The sequence below is a fragment of the Deferribacter autotrophicus genome (genome assembly GCF_008362905.1).
Classification (GTDB): Bacteria; Chrysiogenota; Deferribacteres; order Deferribacterales; family Deferribacteraceae; genus Deferribacter; species Deferribacter autotrophicus.
Genome location: NZ_VFJB01000002.1, coordinates 84601 through 101489, shown reverse-complemented (window position 1 = coordinate 101489; position 16889 = coordinate 84601). Strand labels below are relative to the sequence as shown.

Sequence of the window (16889 nt, the reverse complement as noted above, 5' to 3'; positions counted from 1 at the left end):
ACAAGCTTTAATATCTGAAAGGGGAAGTAAAGTGAAAACTGTGTTAATAGTTGATGATGATCCTTCAATAAGATTGTTGTTGAGAGATGAGCTGTGTGATTTAAAACTTAACGTTATTACTGCAGTGGATGGGGAAGAGGCGTTAATTTCTTTTGAAGAAAATGATATTGATTTGGTTATATTGGATTTGAAGATGCCAAAGGTTGAAGGGGATGAGGTTTTGAAAGTTATTGGTGAAAAAAGTAATGTGCCAGTAATTTTATACTCAGCAAATATTGACTCTTATGAAGGGCTCGACAAGCTTCATGGTAATGTATATTTTGTGGAAAAGAGCTCAAATTTAGATGATTTAATAAGTAGAGTTAAAAATGTATTAAATGTTTGATTTGAAAAAAGTAAACACAATATTAAAAAAGATTAAACCGCATTATAATGTAATCTACTTTAAGACCATTGATTCTACAAATAACTTTGCATTAAATTCTGATTTGAGTCCCGATAATATTATAGTTGCTGATAGGCAGATTAAAGGAAGAGGTAGGCAAGGAAGAGTATGGAATTCTGATGAGGAAAGTAATCTGTATTTTACTCTGGTATTGGAAAATAATAATTTTATAGATTTGTTTAAAATGAATATTATTTCTGCTTATGCATTGTGTGATGTAATGAAAAGTGATTATTCAATAAATTCAAAAGTAAAGTGGCCTAATGATGTGGTAGTTGATGGCAAGAAAGTTTCAGGTGTTTTACTAGAAGCAAGAATGGAAGGGAATAAATTGAAGAAAGTGGTTTTAGGGATTGGAGTTAACTTAAATAATAAAGAATTTCCTGACGAATTGAAACATAGAGCAGTGTCAATTTTTCAACTAAAAGGTGAAAAAATTAATAAAGAATACTTTTTTATAAGGTTTTTTGAAGAGTTTGCAAAGTGGGAGAGAAAACTTAATTTAATTAAAGAATATTGGGTTGAATATTCTGCGCATCTTAATGAAGAAATAATGTTTCATTATAATAATAATGTTGAAAAGTTTATTGAAAAAGGTATAAATGATGATGGATCTTTAATCGTAAAGGATATGAATGGTAAAGAAAAGATAATTTATTATGGAGAAATAGGATATGATACTTGCAGTTGATATTGGAAACACCAATATAGTTTTAGGTGTGTTTCATAATAATAAATTGATTTCAAATTTTAGACTTGCCACAGACTATTTGAAGACTACAGATGAATATGCTTCTATTATTATGTTGTTAATGGAAAAAAAAGGGATAGATATTGATAATATTCGTGGCGTTATAATATCTAGTGTTGTTCCTTCCTTAATATATACTTTTAGTAAGTTATGTAGGAAATATTTAAACAGTGAGCCAATGATTGTAGGACCTGGTATTAAAACAGGGGTAAAGATTGCGATAGAAAATCCTAAAGAAGTAGGAGCAGATAGAATTGTAAATGCTGCGGCTGTAATCAGCATGTACGGCTATCCTGCAATAATAGTTGATTTTGGAACCGCTACCACTTTTGATGTGATTAATAAAAATGGTAGTTATGTTGGTGGTTTGATTTGTCCTGGTATTAAGCTCTCTATAAAAGCTTTGCATACAGGAACAGCAAAATTACCTGAAGTAGAAATAGAAAAGCCTGAAAGAATAGTGGGAAGCAATACAATCAGATCGATTCAATCAGGTATTTATTATGGATATTTGTCGATGGTTGACGGTATTATCGAGAGGATAATTGATGAGTTGAAATGTGATACAAAGAATTTATCCATTGTAACAACAGGTGGACTTGGAAGTATTTTTGTTGAAGAGTCAAAATATTTGCAAGTATATGAACCGAATTTAACATTAGAAGGGTTGAGGATAATATATGAAAAAAATAATTAGTTTTTTTTTAATAGCAATTTTTGTTTCATGTGCTCCAAGAGTAGATAAGTTAAAACTTTCTGAGTCCCATTATAAATTGGGACTTGCATACTTGACTAGTGAAAATGATTTCAGAGCTTTAAAAGAATTTGAGGAAGCTTTGAAGTATAATCCAAAAGATGATAGGGTATATTATGCCATTTCTACTTTTTATTTAAAAAAGAATATTTTTTCTAAAGCTGAAGAGAATATTTTAAAAGCTTTAAATATTGCTCCAAATAATTCTGAATATATAAATACCTATGCATCTATTTTGGCTGCAAAAGGAAAAACTGAAGAGGCAATTAGTCAATGGATGAGGATATTACAGGATCCAACATATCCTAACATTCCGATGGTATATTATAATATTGGTTATGCTTATTTTACTTTAGGACAGCTAAAAGAAGCTTCAATCTTTTTTCAAAAATCAGTAAAAATGAATAGATTTTTTACTGCTTCTTACTTGATGTTGTATGACATTTATATGAAAACAGATCAGGTTGAAAAAGCTGAAGCGATTTTGGAAAAAAGTGTTGAGTATAATCCGGCTAATAATTCACTTAAATTGAAGTTGGGTGAGCATTACTATAACCAAAAAAAGTATAATAAAGCCGTAGAGATTTTTGAAGAAATTATTATAAAAACTCCTAATAGCCCTGAAGCAAAAAAAGCATCTAAATATCTTAATTCATTGGGTATTTATAAGTGAGTGAATTTGCAAAGCTCCTTAAAGAGAAAAGAGAAGAAAAGGGATTATCACTAAAAGATATATCTAGTAATATAAAAGTAAGTCAACATTATCTAGAATTTATTGAAAAGGGAGAATATACAAAATTACCTTCATATGTACATGCATATGGTTTTGCAAAAGCATATTGTGAATTTTTAGGACTTAATTTTGATGAGTTGAAAAGCATTTTTGATGAAGAGTGTAAAAAAGAGGATTTTGAAAGAAAATTTGTAAGAATTGAGAGTGATGAAATCATTCAGAAAGAAGTAAATTTAAAAAATATACATAGAGCAATAATATTATTTGTTGTAGTTTTAGTTTTAATTTTAGGGGTTGTTTATTATTTCCTAAGTGTGAATAAAAAGAAATTAAGTCAAAAAAAAGATGTGATTATTACAGAAACTGTTGCTGAGAATATTACTAAATATGAAGATGTTATTGCTGCAAATGAAACTGAAAGCAGTTCAATGGAGATAGACCCTGCAGAAATTCTTGAAAAGATAAAAGAGAAGAAGTTATTGGATAATGAAACTAAACATAAAGTTACACTTATATTCAATGATATTTGTTGGGTGAACATAAAAATTGATAATTCATCCGTTTTAGACTTTATTGCAGAGCAGGGTACTAAAAAAGAGATTAAATTTAAAAAATATTTTTTAATAGATATTGGTAATGCCGCTGCATTGACTATAAAATATGATAATATTACGTTTTCAAGATTTGGTGGATATAGGCAGCCTGTGAAAAATTTGTATTTCACTGTAAATGAAGATAATTATTTAATGTATGAAAAGATAAAATAATGCTTGCTTTTTTATTTAATACGTATATTTTGTAAAAAAAAGACAAAAAAGGTATGAATTATGTTTAAAGTGGGAATTTTTGCAAACGATTCTTTATTGCTTTCTGAATTAGTAGAGACACTAAATAACAGAGGTCTATCAATATTAACCAATATTTATACTGAGCAAGGTTATTTAGATTCAATGGATAATAGTGATTTTGTTAATATTAATAGCGTGCCTGAAAGGTTTGAGGATGATTTTTTAATAGTTTTGAGTGATATTTCTAACTATCTTGAAAGGTTAAAGGGTTATGAAAGAAAAGTGATCGATTTTTCTCGTACTGTTAGAGGTGTTAAACATGTTTCGTATATTTCCGAGCCTATACTTTATTGTTTAGAGCAGCTTGATATGGATGAAGATGATATTTTTGCCGTTATAAATGTTCCTGCTGCAGTTTTTGGCAAAGCTGCAGTTGATGATTTGCTAAATCAGACGAGAGATATATTTTCGTTTACAAGAAGCGTATACAAAGTGTTGGATAAGATGTTACCTTTTAATTACTTTTTTATAAAAGAAGATAATAATATATTTAAAAATTATTTGTCCTTTTTAAAAGAAAATTTGGAAGTAGATTTTGAATTGAGGATGCTTCCTGTTTCGACAGGATTTGTGATTGATATTTATGGAGAGTGTGAAATTGAAGATGATAAAATATTTGAGGAGCGATCCATAGATACCTTGCAAGAAGCACTGGAAGGTGAAAAAGTTTCATATTTTAAAAACAATAAAAAGATTACACTGGTTGGTGATTATTTGAAAGTAATAATCAACCAAATAATGGATGAAATTAAATAAGAGGAGTTTGATATGATTTACATGGATAATGTGGCGGGTACGAAGCCTGATAAAAGGGTTGTAGAAAAGATGTTACCTTTTATTAGTGAAAAATACGGAAATCCCAGTGCTCATTTTTACCCGCTTGGTAGAGAGTCTTTTGAAGCTATCGAAGAGGCAAGAGGGCATGTGGCTGCATTAATTAATGCCAAGCCTGATAATATTATCTTTACGTCTTGTGGTACAGAGTCTAATAATTTGGCTATTAAAGGGGTTGCTAATAACCCTGAGTATAAAGATAAAAAACATATTATTATTAGTGAAATAGAGCATTATTCAGTGCAGAATGTGGCGTTGAAGTTAACAAACTATGGATATGAAGTAACAAAATTAAAAGTTGATAATACCGGTCTTGTAAATCCGCAAGATTTGAAAAAGAGCATTAGAAAAGATACTCTTTTGGTCTCTATAATGCATGCAAATCCTGAAATCGGCACAATTCAAGACATTGAAGAATTAGGTAAAGTATGCAAAGAAGCAGGTGTCATATTTCATGTGGATGCAGTAGCTAGTTGTGGACATGTTGAAGTGGATGTTGAAAAGTTTCAATGCGACCTTTTAAGTATTGCATCTCAAAATTTTTATGGCCCAAGAGGTGCTGCTGCTTTATATATTCGTGATGGAGTTAGAATTACACCGTTGTTTGATGGAGGATTTCAGGAGAAAGGTTATAGAAGTGGTTCAGAAAATGTAGCTGCAATTGTGGGTATGGGAGAGGCTGCTAGAATTGCCAAAGAAGAAATGGCTGAGTACAGTAAAAAGATGATTAAGTTGAGACAGAAATTATGGGATGGACTTGCAAAGATGTTTGATTTTCTCCATTTTACAGGGCATCCTGAGAAAAGATTACCTGGCCATGTAAGTTTTTGGATAGAGTATATTGAAGGCGAGTCATTGCTCATGTGGTACTCTTTAAAAGGAGTATGCGCAGCAAGTGGTTCTGCATGTTCTTCAAATATTTTGGCAGAAGATGAGGAAGAGCTTGAGGCATCTCATGTTTTAACAGCGGTTGGAGTTCCCAATGATATTTGTGCCGGATCATTGACTTTTTCCATGTCAAAGTATATTGAAGAGAAAGATGTGGACTATGTCTTGGAGATTACTCCAGGTATAGTTAATAGATTGTGTGAAATGTCACCTTATTTTAACAAAAAGTAATGTTTTAGGAGGATATGATGGCAAAAGGACCATATAGTGACAAAGTTATGGATCATTTTATGAATCCAAGAAATATGGGGGAGATTGAAGATGCAAATGCGATTGGTGAAGTGGGCAATCCAGCATGTGGCGATGTTATGAAACTGTATATGAAGATAAATGATGAAGGTGTTGTTGAGGATGTGAAGTTCAAAACATTTGGGTGTGGTGCTGCAATTGCGTCAAGCTCAATGGCAACAGAGTTAATTAAAGGTAGAAAAGTAGAAGAGGTTTTAGAGCTTACCAATGAGGCCATTGTAGAAGCTTTGGATGGGTTGCCACCAGCAAAAATTCATTGTTCTGTGATGGCTGAAGAAGCAATTGAAGCTGCATTAAAAGATTATTACTCCAGAATGGGGAAAGATCCAAAAATAGTGGATGAAATGAAAGAAAAAATAAAATCAAAGGTAGTTAGTTAGGAGGTATTTGATGACATTAAAAGAACGTGTTCAAGAAGTTTTAAACCAGGTAAGACCAGGGCTTCAAGCTGATGGTGGTGATGTAGAATTAATTGATGTAACTGAAGATGGTATCGTTAAAGTTCAGTTAACAGGTGCATGTGGGACATGTCCGTTTAGTACTATGACTTTAAAGCATGGTATTGAAATGAGACTTAAAGAGATGATTCCTGAAATTAAAGAGGTGATTGCGCTTTAATTTTTCGAGGTTATTTATGAAAAAGTGGAAATGTAAAGTATGCGGATATATTATAGAAGGTGATACTCCACCTGATAAATGCCCTGTATGTAACGTACCTGCATCAGAATTTGAAGAAGTAGAATGATATCTAATTTTTGAAAGGAGAGGTTTCAAACCTCTCCTTTTTTGTTTTTAACTCAAGTATACCAATTTTAAAATTGAACTTTGAACTTCGAACTTTTTCTATTTCCCCACATCCTTCAATTTTTATGGGCTAGAGAATTGAGGATATTGCACAGTACACAGTTAAATATCATGAATGCACAACCAAGTGTTTAACATATTGATAATAATGAGATTGCTTCGTCGCATCCGCTCCTCGCAATGACGAAAAAAAGAGTTGTCACCCTGAGCGTCAGCGAAGCAATCTATTGTTTATCATAAAGTTACACACTTGAAACGTTTTTTATTGTGCAATGCCCTCGAATTGTTTTTTATGGTTGTAGGTAAGTTATTCTGCAAGAAATTAAGATTTTTTGAATTCTTTTGTTATTAACTCAGAAGGGATGCTTGCTAATATTAGTAAGCATTAATTTAGGCTGAGAAAAGTGAGTTTTTTCTATGTTGTTTGATATAATTCAACCAATCTCCGGAAGGGATGACTTTTAGTTCATTTAGTTTTTTTGAAAATTCTTTTTTTGCAGCATAAACCCAAAATGTGATATTATTTTTATTGAATTTCACCCTTTCATAGGGAGAATGGGGAGAATTTATTTCTTCATATTCATCAAGCTGATCTATAAGGCTTGCTGGCACCTCAAATATATCTCCAATTACTAATCCTTCTTTACCTGGAACAAATAATGGGTATTTATCCTTAGTAAGGTATAATTTACCTTGTAGTGTTATGGTAGTTATATATTTTGCATTTTTTAAGACAACTGTTGAAATAGGGCACCCCAATCTTAGGGTGCCGTAGAAGAAAAACAGATCTTTCATATTTATTTTGTAATTATCGCAGGATTTATTTCAATTTTTGCCTGATTTCTCAATTTATCAATATAACTGCTTAAAGCCTCATTTTGCTTTATATTTAAGATATAATTCTTAATTTCATCCTTTTCTTCTTTAGTTATTTTATTGTAATCAGGTGTTTTTACATCAATAACTGAGATAATATAAACATTGTCACCCATTTCATAAGGTGTTGATAACAATTTACCTTTATTAGTAAAAATATCTTTAGATAAATCGGTGTTAATGCCTAAATCAGGAATAGGTTCCGTTCTTTTAAAATATGGAGTGGTTGTAACTGAGTATTTTTCTTTATCTGCTATCTCATTAATGGTTTTATATTTCTTCAAAAAGTTTTCAGATTCTTGTCTAGCTAACTCCACCGCTTTATCATCGATAAAATCTTTTGTTACTTCATCTTTAATTGTATTAAATTCTGGGATGTATGAATCTTTTCTATCTTCAAGCTCAAAAATGTATTTTACCCCTTGAATATCAACAATGTTTGTAATTTCAGCGGTATCGAGCCTAAATAATTTATTTTTTAAATCAATATTATTTCCAATAGGAGGGACGTTGTCAAATATGGAGAAATAGCCAGTTTCATAAACTTTTATATTTTTATTTTCTAGAGCATAGGCAGTAATATTTGAGGCTTTTAAAATGTCTCTGTATGTATTAAACACATATTCGTTGAAAGCAGCATTCTTTTTCAATGTCTTTAATTTTTCAATTATTTGTTCTTTTGCTTCGTCCAAAGTCAACTTTTTCTCAGGTTTATAATCGTAAACTTTAATTATATGAAATCCCACAGGTGTTTTTACAACGTCTGAAATTTCACCTTTTTTCAATTTAAATGTTGCATCTTCAAATTCTTTTATCATCTGCCCTTTGGTAAAATAACCTAAATCACCACCATTTTTAGCGGATGGATCTTCAGAGTATTTTTTTGCTAAATCTTCAAATTTTTCACCTTTTTTAATTTTAGCTAGGATGTCACTAATTTTCTTTTTAGCACTTTCCACTTCATTTTTATTTTTCCAGTCTTTAACTCTTATCAAAATATGTTTTGCAGCTATTTCCTCTTTTTGTTGAAACTCATCTGGATGTTGAAGATAGTATTTTTCAATTTCTTCTTCAGTTGCTTTGAAAGTTTTATTAAATTGTTCTGGATCGAACATTATATATTTCACTTTTATTTTTTCAGGGACTCTATAATTTTCTTTGTTTTTTTCAAAATAATCTTTGAGTTCGCTATCCGTGTACTTTACTTTGTTTTTAAATTTCTCAGATGAGATTTTTATATAACTTATTTTAGCTACTGTATTTCTGTAATTGTATTCATTTTTTATTTCATCTTCATTTACAAAGACGCTGTTTTCTATCAACGCTTTCATTTTATTAACTATTAATTCTGTTCTAATAGAGCGTTCAAATTGAGATGGCGTCATTCTGTTAAGTTTTAGAACTTCCATATAACGTTTTCCATCAAATTTTCCGTTTGTTTGAAATGAAGGAATTTTTTGTATTTCGTGAAGGACTTCTATATCAGAAACAAAGACACCTTTCTTATTAGCTTCATCGATTAAAAGGTACTTTTCAACAATTCCATCTATAACTTGTTTATTGATATCAAGATTATCAGGAAGATTTCCACCTAATAAAGATTTCAGAGTATTGGAGAAGTTTTCGTATTCTTTTTGATATTCTGCAAAACTTACTTCGTAATCATTCACTTTTATGGCAAAATTTGCCTGCTTTGTTTTTCCTCCCATTCCCCATACTAAGAATATGGTGCCAATGAATGCAGCGATTACTAACCAAAGAAAAATACTTAATAATCTTTTCTTTTCTCTGAATACTCTGAGCATATGTGACTCCTCAATGAAATTTTGATTTAAATTGGCTCGACAGGGACACTCCGGCACATGGGAAACCACGCTACCGTTGCTCCCTTCCGGGCCTGGCGGGGTTCACGCAGCTCCCATTGCAGAGGCCCCATCGAGCCATCCTGTTGAAACGGAGAGGGAGGGATTCGAACCCTCGGTACCGCTTTTAACGGTACACACGATTTCCAATCGTGCTCCTTCGGCCAGACTCGGACACCTCTCCAAATCGTAGCAGAATGTCTCTATAACTTAAAATATTCTTTGTGTCAACAATTCCATATTCAAATTCTGAACTTTTGGTGTATATTAGTGTCTAATTAGTGAAGGAGGAAAGAGTGTCTGATAAAAGTATTGTTAAGACAGTGCTTGAAGGTGATATAGATTCATTTGAACTATTGATTATTAAATATCAAAAGCAGCTTTTTAATGCGATTTTATCTCTGGTGAAAGATACAGAAGTTGCTGATGATATTGTGCAAGAGGCTTTTATGAAAGCATTTGAAAAACTTGAGACATTACGTGATAAATCCCAGTTTTACCCATGGCTAAAAAGAATTGCTATTAATTTAGCCCTTGGCCATTTAAACAGAAGTAAAAGAAATGTGGATGTATATTCTGATAATGATGAAGAGAGTGAAAGAACAGATTATTTTGAAAATATTGCAGCTGATAATAATCCTGAAGAGCTTTTATTAAAAGAAGAATTAAAAAGATATGTAAGAAAATTTGTTGAATCACTTCCTGATAAATTACGGTTAGTGGTAATTTTAAGAGAAGTGGAGGATATGAGCTATGAAGAAATTGCTGATGTTTTAAATATTCCTGTTGGAACTGTGAGATCAAGGCTTTTTAATGCAAGACAAATAATTAAAACAAGGTTAATAAATCAGGGGTTGGCAGATGGATTGTACAAAATATCGTAAAATGATTTCATTATACGTAGATAATGAATTGAATGATTATGAAGTAAGTGATTTAATTACTCACATCAAAAAATGTGATAATTGTAAAACGTACTATGAAAATATTTTGTCATTAAAAGACAATATAAAAATATCATTTACAACTAATCCAGTCGATTATGACAAAAGTGCAGAGATTATGTCTAAAATTAGCAGAAGTGCGGGAAAAGGATTAAATAAGAAAAAGAAAAATTACTTTGTATGGATTAGTGTCGCTGCTGCACTTTTCATATTCGTTGTATCTTTTTATTTATATAACAACCTTAATAAAGAAAAGATTGCCGAGCAGTATAAATTAGAAAAATATGTGGCTGAACATCTGGAAAAAAATAGGGTAATTGATTTAGATTCACATATATCCAAAGTAAATTATGAAAAATAAATTAATATTTAATAAGCTTTTTTTGATTAGTAATATTATATTTTTAATTTTTAGCATTTCTATAAAAATAGGCTATGCAAAGACGCATATTGAAGGTGTATCAATAAAAATTGCTCTTGATGAGCATCATTATATAACCTTGGATTTTGAAAAAGAAACATATAAAGAAAAATATTTAAAAAACACTGTAGTTAATTTAGTTAATGATTTTTTTGATGCAGGTGCAATCTCAAGTGAGTATTATTCTGAAAAAATGTCTTTTAAGAAAATAGGAGATTCTCAATACCGCATTTATGAGTATTACTCTGTTTTTAATGATAGGTTTAATCATGTTATCTGGACATATAAAGATAATAGAATTTTTAAACATGAAGTTTATGATTTATCAAAAAAACTTCTTTATTCTTATACTTTTAATTTATTAAGAAGTAATGAATTTGTTAAAAGGTCTAAGAGAGTATGTAGTGGGTGTTATTTTTATAAAGGGTTTAAATTAATTTATAAGGGGAAAAATGTAGAAGGTGAAAATCAGCTTTTATTCACGGATGGTTTAAACAGTTTTTCAGTTTTTTGGAAAAAAGGGGAAAGAGAAGTTCAAACGGTAAGAAGGATTGTTTTAGGTAATTATATGCTAAGAGAATATTTAAATGGGTATATTTTTACCGTCGTAGGGACAATTCCGTATTTTGAAATGGAAAATATAATAAAGTATTTAATAAAAAAGGAGGTTATTAAATGAGAAAAAAAATATTGTTCATAAGTGTGTTGCTGCTTTTTGCGGTAAATCTATTTGCCTATTTTGGTGCACCAGAATCTTTTGTAGATGTTGTTAAAAAAACAAGAGATGGGGTTGTCAATATTAGTACAACCAAAATTATTAAAAGAAAAAGTATTCCATTTTTTTTCGATGATGATTTTTTCAAAAGATTTTTTGGTGATAATTTTAAGCATTTTGATGTTCCTAAGGAATATAAATCCAAGTCTCTTGGTTCTGGGTTTGTTATTGATAAAGAAGGATATATTGTTACAAACAATCATGTTATAGATGGTGCAGATGAAATTGTTGTTAAACTTGCTGATAAAAAAGAATTTAAAGCAAAAGTTGTGGGGAAAGATCCTTTGACTGATTTAGCATTGTTAAAAATTGATCCAAAAGATGAAGAACTACATCCATTAACACTAGGTGATTCTGAAAAAACTGAGGTGGGTGAATGGGTTGTTGCTATTGGTAATCCCTTTGGACTCGAGTGGACTGTTACTGCAGGTATTATAAGTGCAAAAGGGCGTGTTCTTGGAGAAGGACCTTATGATAATTTTATGCAAACAGATGCTTCCATTAACCCTGGTAACAGTGGAGGACCTCTCGTAAATATGAAAGGTGAGGTAGTTGGTATTAATACTGCGATTATTCCATCAGGACAGGGGCTAGGTTTTGCTATTCCGGTGAATATGCTTAAAGAATTATTGCCAAAATTAAAAGCTGGTAAAGTAAAAAGAGGATGGTTAGGTGTGACAGTTCAGCCTTTAGATGACAAACTTGCAAAATCATTTGGTCTTAAAAAACCTGAAGGAGCTTTGATTGCAGATGTTATTAAAGGGGATCCTGCTGATAAAGCTGGTTTGAAAGCAGGGGATATTGTAATAGCAATTGATGATAAGCCTGTTAAAGATAGTAGGGACTTGGTGATGGAGATAGGTAAACGAAATCCGGGAGAAAAGGTAACGTTGACTGTAATTAGAGATGGGAAAGTTAAAAAAATTGAGGTTGAACTTGGAGAACGTAAAGATGTGGATGTAGCAAATGGGGAAATTTCAAGAGAAGGGAAATTAATTGTTGCAGATTTAGATCAAAATGAGTTAAGAGAAATTGGAATTGATGGCGGGGTAAAAGTAACAATTGTTGATCCAGCTTCTAATGCTTATGAAGCAGGGCTTAGAAAAGGGGATATAATTGTTTGGATTAATAGACATAAAGTTAAAAATTCTGATGAATTTTATAAGATTTATGATAAAATAAAAAAAGGTGATATTGTTGCTTTAAAAGTTGTAAGTAGGCAGGGAAGTAAGTTTATAGCATTCAATAAAGATGAATAACTAAAAAAGGAGGGGTATCCCTCCTTTTTTAATAAGTTTAAGCGGGGGTTTATGAAAGTAACATCTAAAAATATTATAATTACTGTCTTAGCTATAATTTTGAGTATTAGCTGTTATTTTTTATTTAAGGCTCTTTATTTATTAAATGTAGATTTTCCTTATTCTCAAGAAATCTTAGCGGCTTTGATCGGAACTCTCATAACGATATTCATTACAGCTATTTTGTTAAATAAACAAACTGAAGTGGAGCTCTTAAAAGAGGAAAACCTGAAAATATTGGAGTTAAAAGCATCAATTTATGATGAACTGTTTAAATATTTGGAAGAGGTATTTTTAAAGCAGGAGTTGAGTAATAAAGATATTATAAAATTGAAATTGATAAATCAGAAGCTTTCCACGGTTGCATCTCATGACGTTTTAAAGATTTTTGGAAAATTTATTGATGAGTTTAATGAGGCGTCGTTAGATAAAAAGATTTTAGAAAATGATGTGGATGAAATTCTTGGTATTTTATCTGAATTGTCGAATGCAATTAGATATGATTTATTAGAAGGTAAGCATGTCGAAAAGAAATCTGAAAAAGCAGCTATCTTAAAACAGATTCTAAAGAATACTGAAATGTTAGAGAAAAATAAAATCTAGAATGTTGGTGGGTGGTTCACCCAGATCACTTCTGTTGTGCTGTTAGTAGGGTTTTTCCAGCTGTGTGGCAAATTTGATTTATAAATTGCTGAGTCGCCTTCTTTAAGATGAAAAACTTCATCACCTACGGTAATTTCAAGCTCACCTTTTAAAACGATTACAAACTCTTCTCCATTATGAGAATGCTGTTCTTTACCACTGTAAGCACCTGGTTCAAGATACATATAGAGAGCTTCTAGCTCAGTATCAGAAAACTGTGGTCTTAAAAGTTCGTAAGTTACTTTAGATTTTGGGTTTACCAATTTGTTGCGTTCATCTTTTCTAACAACTACTTTTTGATGTCTTGTGGGTTGATCAAAAAAGTGCATTATACTTACTTCGAGGGCATCGGCTATTTTTTTTAAAGATGAGACAGTAGGAGAAACCAAATCTCTTTCTACCTGAGATAAAAAACCAAGTGAACAACCTGATAATTTACTGAGCTGTCTTAATGTTAGTTGTTTCTTCTGTCTTAACTCTTGTACTTTTTTGCCAATCGTCATATGTTCAATTTATAAAACAAAATGAAATAAGTCAAGCAATTTTTATTATTATTTAATAAAATTCAATAAAACTTAATTCGGTTTTTCATATCTTAAATAATTTATTGTAGGTTAAAACTAAACTATTAATAGAACAGGGTTATAGAAATAGAGGTTGGTTGGGCATATAATAAAAAAATAATTGACAATCAGCATATTTTAAAATAAGTTATAGTTCACAATTTTAAACACTTAAAAAACTAAACGAGGAGGATGTATGAAGAAATTATTGTTATTAATATTGAGTTTTGTTTTAGTAATTTCTTTCTCACTTTTCGCAAAAAGTAAAGAGCTTACCATCGGTGTAGTAGGTCCTGAAACAGGTAACCTTGCTGTTTATGGTACTAAAACACTTGATGGAATTATGCTTGCAGTTGATGAAATTAATGCTGCAGGTGGTGTAAATGGTAAGAGGTTAAGAGTTGTTCACTATGACGATAGAGGTGATAAAGCTGAAGCGGCAGCTGCAACTCAAAGATTGATAAACAGAGATAGAGTATGTGCAATTATTGGTGAGCCTACTTCAGGAGCTACATTCGTTATCGGACCTATTGCTAACAGAGCAAAGGTTATATTAATTTCTGCTGGTGCTACAGCAAAAGGTGTAACAGATGGTAAACCTTTTGTTTTCAGAGACACATTGCTTGATAGCGATGGTGCTCCAGCTACACTTAAATTTATCATGGATAAATTTGGATGGAAAAATTTTGCATTGATAACATCAGTTAATAATGATTATAGTGTTGGTTTGTCAGGAATATTTAAAGATGCTGCTAAAAAATATGGTGCTAATATTGTAGTTGAGCAGACAGTTTCCGATGGTGATACAGATTTCTCAGCTCAAATCACAGCTATCAAGCCACATAATCCTGATGCTATTATTTTTACAGGTTACTATCCAGAAGGTTCATTAATTATGCTTGAAGCAAGAAAACAAGGTCTTAAAGCTCCTATGGTAGGTGGTGATGGTCTTCTTGCTCCAGATCTCTGGAAAGTTGGTGGTGATTCAGTATTGGGTTCAATTGTTTATGCTGGTTTTTCTCCTCAAGCAAAGGCTGAAAATGTTCAGAATTTTGTGAAAAAGATGAAAGAAAGAGGTAAAGAAGCGGACATGTTTTCTGCTCAAGGGTATGACGCAGTTTACCTTCTTGTAAATGCAATGAAGAAGGCAGGTCTTACAAGCTGTACTGATGTAAAACAAAGAATTAAAATGAGAGATGCACTTGCTGCAACAAAAGATTTTATGGGTGTTAGTGGAAAGATGAGCTTTGACAAAGAAGGTAATGCAAAGAAGGTTCCATTCATTCAAATGGTTGACAAAAAGGATGGAAAATATTATTTCAAACTCCTTAATGAATAAAAGTTAATTTAGTTACAATAAAAAAAAAGCCGCCGAATGGCGGCTATTTCTTTGTTAGGAGGCATCATTGTTAGAGATAATTATTAAACAGCTATTGAATGGTTTAACAGTTGGTAGTGTTTATGCTCTTATTGCTCTTGGTTATACTATGGTTTATGGAATTATTAAGCTGATTAATTTTGCTCATGGCGATATCTATATGGTTGGTGCTTTCTTAGGACTTATTGCTGCAACTGTTCTTGTTAAAAATTTTGTAGTTGTTCTTGTTTTTGCTATGATGGGCAGTGCTATTTTGGGTGTTTTAGTAGAAAAGGTTGCGTACAAACCATTGAGAAACTCTTCAAGAATTTCTGCGTTAATTAGTGCTATTGGTGCTTCGATTATTATATCAAATACAGTTGTTTTAATTAATGGCCCACAAAGGGAAGCATATCCAAAGCTTTTTCCAAATATTACTTTTACTGTAGGTGATATTTCAGTTTCATTATTGCAAATGTTTATAATTTTGGTTTCAATTGGCTTAATGTACGGCCTTTATTATATAGTTCACAATACAAAAATGGGTATTGCTATGAGAGCAGTATCCCAAAATTTAAATGCTGCAAGACTTATGGGGATTAACCCTGATAAAGTGATAAGCTTTACTTTTGCAATTGGTTCATCACTGGCTGCTGCAGCAGGTGTTTTAGTAGGAACTTACTACACCGCTATTGATCCGATGATGGGATTACTTTTTGGATTAAAGGCTTTTGTTGCAGCTGTTTTAGGTGGAATTGGAAGTATTCCAGGTGCTATGTTTGGTGGTATTGTTTTAGGATTGGCTGAAGTGCTTGGAGTTGCTTTTATATCTCCATCATTTAGAGATGCAATTGCATTTGGTATATTAATCTTTATTTTGATTGTAAAGCCTACTGGGCTATTTGGCTCTACTGCAAAAGAGAAGGTATAGAGGGAAGCTTATGGATTTGTTATCATTTTTACAGAATGATTATTTTCTGCAAATAGCTACAATGACATGTATTAATATAGTTATTGTTCTTGGACTCAATTTAATTACAGGTGTGACAGGGCAGCTTTCTTTAGGTCATGCTGCGTTTATGAGTCTTGGTGCTTATAGTTCTGCTCTGTTGGCATTAAAATTAAACATGCCTTTTTGGGTGTGCGTGTCCTTTGGTACTCTATTTGCCGGTGTGATGGGAGCATTGCTCGGTATTCCTATATTGAGATTAAGAGGTGATTATTTGGCGATTGCAACACTGGGATTTGGAGAGATTGTTCGTGTTGTTATTTTAAATACTCCGTTTGCTGGAAGAGCTTTAGGACTTTATGCTATACCTCAGTATACAACATTTATTATAGCTCTTGTTGCCGTTATTGTTGGAATAATTTTTATGTATCGTTTTGAAAATTCTATGCATGGATTAGCACTTAGAAGTATCAGAGAGGATGAGATTGCTGCTGAGATGATGGGGGTAAATATTGCTCGCTATAAAATTTTAGCATTTGCAATAGGTTCTGCATTTGCAGGATTAGGTGGTTCTTTGTATGCACATTTTCTAACATATATCAATCCAAACGATTTTGGGTTTATGAAATCAATAGAGCAGTTGTGTATGCTTGTACTTGGTGGGATGGGTAGTATTACTGGGGCTGCAGCAGGTGCTATTGTTTTGAGTACTGTTCCTGAATTGTTAAGATTTGCTTCTGAATATAGGATGGTAACCTACGGTGTAGTTTTAATTGTTATGATGGTTTTTAGGCCTCAAGGGCTGTTTGGTAAAATTAGAGTAAATGTTTAAGAGG

General features: G+C 31.7%; 20 protein-coding genes, 1 tRNA gene, 1 other RNA gene and 1 pseudogene. 18 read left to right on the top strand and 5 right to left on the bottom strand.

The features are described from left to right. The first annotated feature begins 31 nt into the window (after window positions 1-31). From FHQ18_RS01970 to FHQ18_RS01925, 10 genes and pseudogenes are all read left to right on the top strand, one after another. The gene (locus FHQ18_RS01970) at window positions 32-385 is read left to right on the top strand and encodes a response regulator (RefSeq protein WP_149265495.1); all 354 of its coding nucleotides are present in this window, start codon (window positions 32-34) and stop codon (window positions 383-385) included. Next, window positions 378-1136, top strand: a complete 759-nt coding sequence (locus FHQ18_RS01965; protein ID WP_149265494.1) for a biotin--[acetyl-CoA-carboxylase] ligase — start codon at window positions 378-380, stop codon at window positions 1134-1136. The genes FHQ18_RS01970 and FHQ18_RS01965 overlap by 8 nt, the downstream gene beginning before the upstream one ends. After that, complete coding sequence (locus FHQ18_RS01960; protein WP_149265493.1) at window positions 1120-1893, top strand: type III pantothenate kinase; 774 nt, start codon at window positions 1120-1122, stop codon at window positions 1891-1893. Before FHQ18_RS01965 ends, FHQ18_RS01960 begins: the two co-directional genes overlap by 17 nt. Continuing rightward, the gene (locus tag FHQ18_RS01955) at window positions 1877-2623 is read left to right on the top strand and encodes a tetratricopeptide repeat protein (RefSeq protein WP_149265492.1); all 747 of its coding nucleotides are present in this window, start codon (window positions 1877-1879) and stop codon (window positions 2621-2623) included. The genes FHQ18_RS01960 and FHQ18_RS01955 overlap by 17 nt, the downstream gene beginning before the upstream one ends. Continuing rightward, window positions 2620-3450 carry a helix-turn-helix domain-containing protein gene (locus FHQ18_RS01950; RefSeq protein WP_149265491.1) on the top strand — a complete coding sequence of 277 codons (831 nt, stop codon included), beginning with the start codon at window positions 2620-2622 and terminating at the stop codon, window positions 3448-3450. Before FHQ18_RS01955 ends, FHQ18_RS01950 begins: the two co-directional genes overlap by 4 nt. Window positions 3451-3510: 60 nt before the next feature. Beyond that, the gene (locus FHQ18_RS01945; protein WP_149265490.1) at window positions 3511-4287 is read left to right on the top strand and encodes a hypothetical protein; all 777 of its coding nucleotides are present in this window, start codon (window positions 3511-3513) and stop codon (window positions 4285-4287) included. A gap of 12 nt (window positions 4288-4299) precedes the next feature. Further along, entirely contained in the window at window positions 4300-5484 is a 1185-nt protein-coding gene (locus FHQ18_RS01940) for a cysteine desulfurase family protein (protein ID WP_149265489.1), read from the top strand. A 17-nt stretch (window positions 5485-5501) separates the two neighbouring features. Next, window positions 5502-5942 carry a Fe-S cluster assembly scaffold protein NifU gene (gene nifU, locus FHQ18_RS01935; RefSeq protein ID WP_149265488.1) on the top strand — a complete coding sequence of 147 codons (441 nt, stop codon included), beginning with the start codon at window positions 5502-5504 and terminating at the stop codon, window positions 5940-5942. Between the two features lie 10 nt (window positions 5943-5952). Then, window positions 5953-6180 (top strand): NifU family protein, encoded by a 228-nt coding sequence (locus FHQ18_RS01930; RefSeq protein WP_149265487.1) that lies wholly within the window; start codon window positions 5953-5955, stop codon window positions 6178-6180. 16 nt (window positions 6181-6196) lie between these two features. Further along, window positions 6197-6304, top strand: a pseudogene (locus FHQ18_RS01925) (rubredoxin-like domain-containing protein); the annotation flags it as partial. A 452-nt stretch (window positions 6305-6756) separates the two neighbouring features. Here the strand turns inward: FHQ18_RS01925 and FHQ18_RS01920 are convergent. The 4 genes from FHQ18_RS01920 to FHQ18_RS01905 all read right to left on the bottom strand — a co-directional run bounded on the left by FHQ18_RS01920 (window position 6757) and on the right by FHQ18_RS01905 (window position 9288). Further along, entirely contained in the window at window positions 6757-7161 is a 405-nt protein-coding gene (locus FHQ18_RS01920) for a gamma-glutamylcyclotransferase family protein (RefSeq protein WP_149265485.1), read from the bottom strand. A gap of 2 nt (window positions 7162-7163) precedes the next feature. Then, window positions 7164-9047, bottom strand: a complete 1884-nt coding sequence (locus tag FHQ18_RS01915) for a SurA N-terminal domain-containing protein (protein WP_149265484.1) — start codon at window positions 9045-9047, stop codon at window positions 7164-7166. Window positions 9048-9081: 34 nt separating this feature from the next. Then, an RNA gene (gene ffs, locus FHQ18_RS01910) (signal recognition particle sRNA small type) lies at window positions 9082-9180 on the bottom strand. A 16-nt stretch (window positions 9181-9196) separates the two neighbouring features. Beyond that, window positions 9197-9288 (bottom strand) — tRNA-Ser (locus FHQ18_RS01905). 112 nt (window positions 9289-9400) lie between these two features. Here FHQ18_RS01905 and FHQ18_RS01900 point away from each other — a divergent pair. From FHQ18_RS01900 to FHQ18_RS01880, 5 genes are read left to right on the top strand one after another with little or no spacing between them, the layout of a single operon-like run. Beyond that, window positions 9401-9988, top strand: a complete 588-nt coding sequence (locus tag FHQ18_RS01900; protein WP_149265483.1) for an RNA polymerase sigma factor — start codon at window positions 9401-9403, stop codon at window positions 9986-9988. After that, window positions 9966-10409, top strand: coding sequence for an anti-sigma factor family protein (locus FHQ18_RS01895; protein WP_149265482.1), 444 nt, complete (start codon window positions 9966-9968; stop codon window positions 10407-10409). The genes FHQ18_RS01900 and FHQ18_RS01895 overlap by 23 nt, the downstream gene beginning before the upstream one ends. After that, window positions 10399-11148: a hypothetical protein gene (locus tag FHQ18_RS01890; RefSeq protein WP_149265481.1), complete on the top strand. Its 750-nt coding sequence runs from the start codon at window positions 10399-10401 to the stop codon at window positions 11146-11148. Before FHQ18_RS01895 ends, FHQ18_RS01890 begins: the two co-directional genes overlap by 11 nt. Beyond that, window positions 11145-12503, top strand: a complete 1359-nt coding sequence (locus FHQ18_RS01885; RefSeq protein WP_149265480.1) for a DegQ family serine endoprotease — start codon at window positions 11145-11147, stop codon at window positions 12501-12503. The genes FHQ18_RS01890 and FHQ18_RS01885 overlap by 4 nt, the downstream gene beginning before the upstream one ends. 51 nt (window positions 12504-12554) lie before the next feature. Beyond that, window positions 12555-13145 carry a hypothetical protein gene (locus FHQ18_RS01880; protein WP_223144564.1) on the top strand — a complete coding sequence of 197 codons (591 nt, stop codon included), beginning with the start codon at window positions 12555-12557 and terminating at the stop codon, window positions 13143-13145. Here FHQ18_RS01880 and FHQ18_RS01875 read toward each other — a convergent pair. After that, window positions 13142-13687, bottom strand: a complete 546-nt coding sequence (locus FHQ18_RS01875) for a helix-turn-helix domain-containing protein (protein WP_149265479.1) — start codon at window positions 13685-13687, stop codon at window positions 13142-13144. The two genes, FHQ18_RS01880 and FHQ18_RS01875, sit on opposite strands and share 4 nt — an antisense overlap. 256 nt (window positions 13688-13943) lie before the next feature. Here FHQ18_RS01875 and FHQ18_RS01870 point away from each other — a divergent pair, with 256 nt between their 5' ends. From FHQ18_RS01870 to FHQ18_RS01860, 3 genes are all read left to right on the top strand, one after another. Then, window positions 13944-15086: an ABC transporter substrate-binding protein gene (locus FHQ18_RS01870; protein WP_149265478.1), complete on the top strand. Its 1143-nt coding sequence runs from the start codon at window positions 13944-13946 to the stop codon at window positions 15084-15086. 67 nt (window positions 15087-15153) lie between these two features. Next, window positions 15154-16035, top strand: a complete 882-nt coding sequence (locus tag FHQ18_RS01865; RefSeq protein ID WP_149265477.1) for a branched-chain amino acid ABC transporter permease — start codon at window positions 15154-15156, stop codon at window positions 16033-16035. 10 nt (window positions 16036-16045) lie between these two features. Next, window positions 16046-16885, top strand: coding sequence for a branched-chain amino acid ABC transporter permease (locus tag FHQ18_RS01860; RefSeq protein ID WP_149265476.1), 840 nt, complete (start codon window positions 16046-16048; stop codon window positions 16883-16885). The last annotated feature ends 4 nt before the right edge of the window (window positions 16886-16889 follow it).

What these genes read in the sequence shown, in the direction of transcription:
- FHQ18_RS01895 (WP_149265482.1), top strand. Translation starts at nt 9,966, where the DNA reads ATGGATTGTACAAAATATCGTAAAATGATTTCATTATACGTAGATAAT.
- FHQ18_RS01890 (WP_149265481.1), top strand. Translation starts at nt 10,399, where the DNA reads ATGAAAAATAAATTAATATTTAATAAGCTTTTTTTGATTAGTAATATT.
- FHQ18_RS01940 (WP_149265489.1), top strand. Translation starts at nt 4,300, where the DNA reads ATGATTTACATGGATAATGTGGCGGGTACGAAGCCTGATAAAAGGGTT.
- FHQ18_RS01885 (WP_149265480.1), top strand. Translation starts at nt 11,145, where the DNA reads ATGAGAAAAAAAATATTGTTCATAAGTGTGTTGCTGCTTTTTGCGGTA.
- FHQ18_RS01945 (WP_149265490.1), top strand. Translation starts at nt 3,511, where the DNA reads ATGTTTAAAGTGGGAATTTTTGCAAACGATTCTTTATTGCTTTCTGAA.
- FHQ18_RS01875 (WP_149265479.1), bottom strand. Translation starts at nt 13,687, where the DNA reads ATGACGATTGGCAAAAAAGTACAAGAGTTAAGACAGAAGAAACAACTA.
- FHQ18_RS01915 (WP_149265484.1), bottom strand. Translation starts at nt 9,047, where the DNA reads ATGCTCAGAGTATTCAGAGAAAAGAAAAGATTATTAAGTATTTTTCTT.
- FHQ18_RS01880 (WP_223144564.1), top strand. Translation starts at nt 12,555, where the DNA reads ATGAAAGTAACATCTAAAAATATTATAATTACTGTCTTAGCTATAATT.
- FHQ18_RS01955 (WP_149265492.1), top strand. Translation starts at nt 1,877, where the DNA reads ATGAAAAAAATAATTAGTTTTTTTTTAATAGCAATTTTTGTTTCATGT.
- FHQ18_RS01960 (WP_149265493.1), top strand. Translation starts at nt 1,120, where the DNA reads ATGATACTTGCAGTTGATATTGGAAACACCAATATAGTTTTAGGTGTG.
- FHQ18_RS01965 (WP_149265494.1), top strand. Translation starts at nt 378, where the DNA reads ATGTTTGATTTGAAAAAAGTAAACACAATATTAAAAAAGATTAAACCG.
- FHQ18_RS01920 (WP_149265485.1), bottom strand. Translation starts at nt 7,161, where the DNA reads ATGAAAGATCTGTTTTTCTTCTACGGCACCCTAAGATTGGGGTGCCCT.
- FHQ18_RS01930 (WP_149265487.1), top strand. Translation starts at nt 5,953, where the DNA reads ATGACATTAAAAGAACGTGTTCAAGAAGTTTTAAACCAGGTAAGACCA.
- nifU (WP_149265488.1), top strand. Translation starts at nt 5,502, where the DNA reads ATGGCAAAAGGACCATATAGTGACAAAGTTATGGATCATTTTATGAAT.
- FHQ18_RS01860 (WP_149265476.1), top strand. Translation starts at nt 16,046, where the DNA reads ATGGATTTGTTATCATTTTTACAGAATGATTATTTTCTGCAAATAGCT.
- FHQ18_RS01870 (WP_149265478.1), top strand. Translation starts at nt 13,944, where the DNA reads ATGAAGAAATTATTGTTATTAATATTGAGTTTTGTTTTAGTAATTTCT.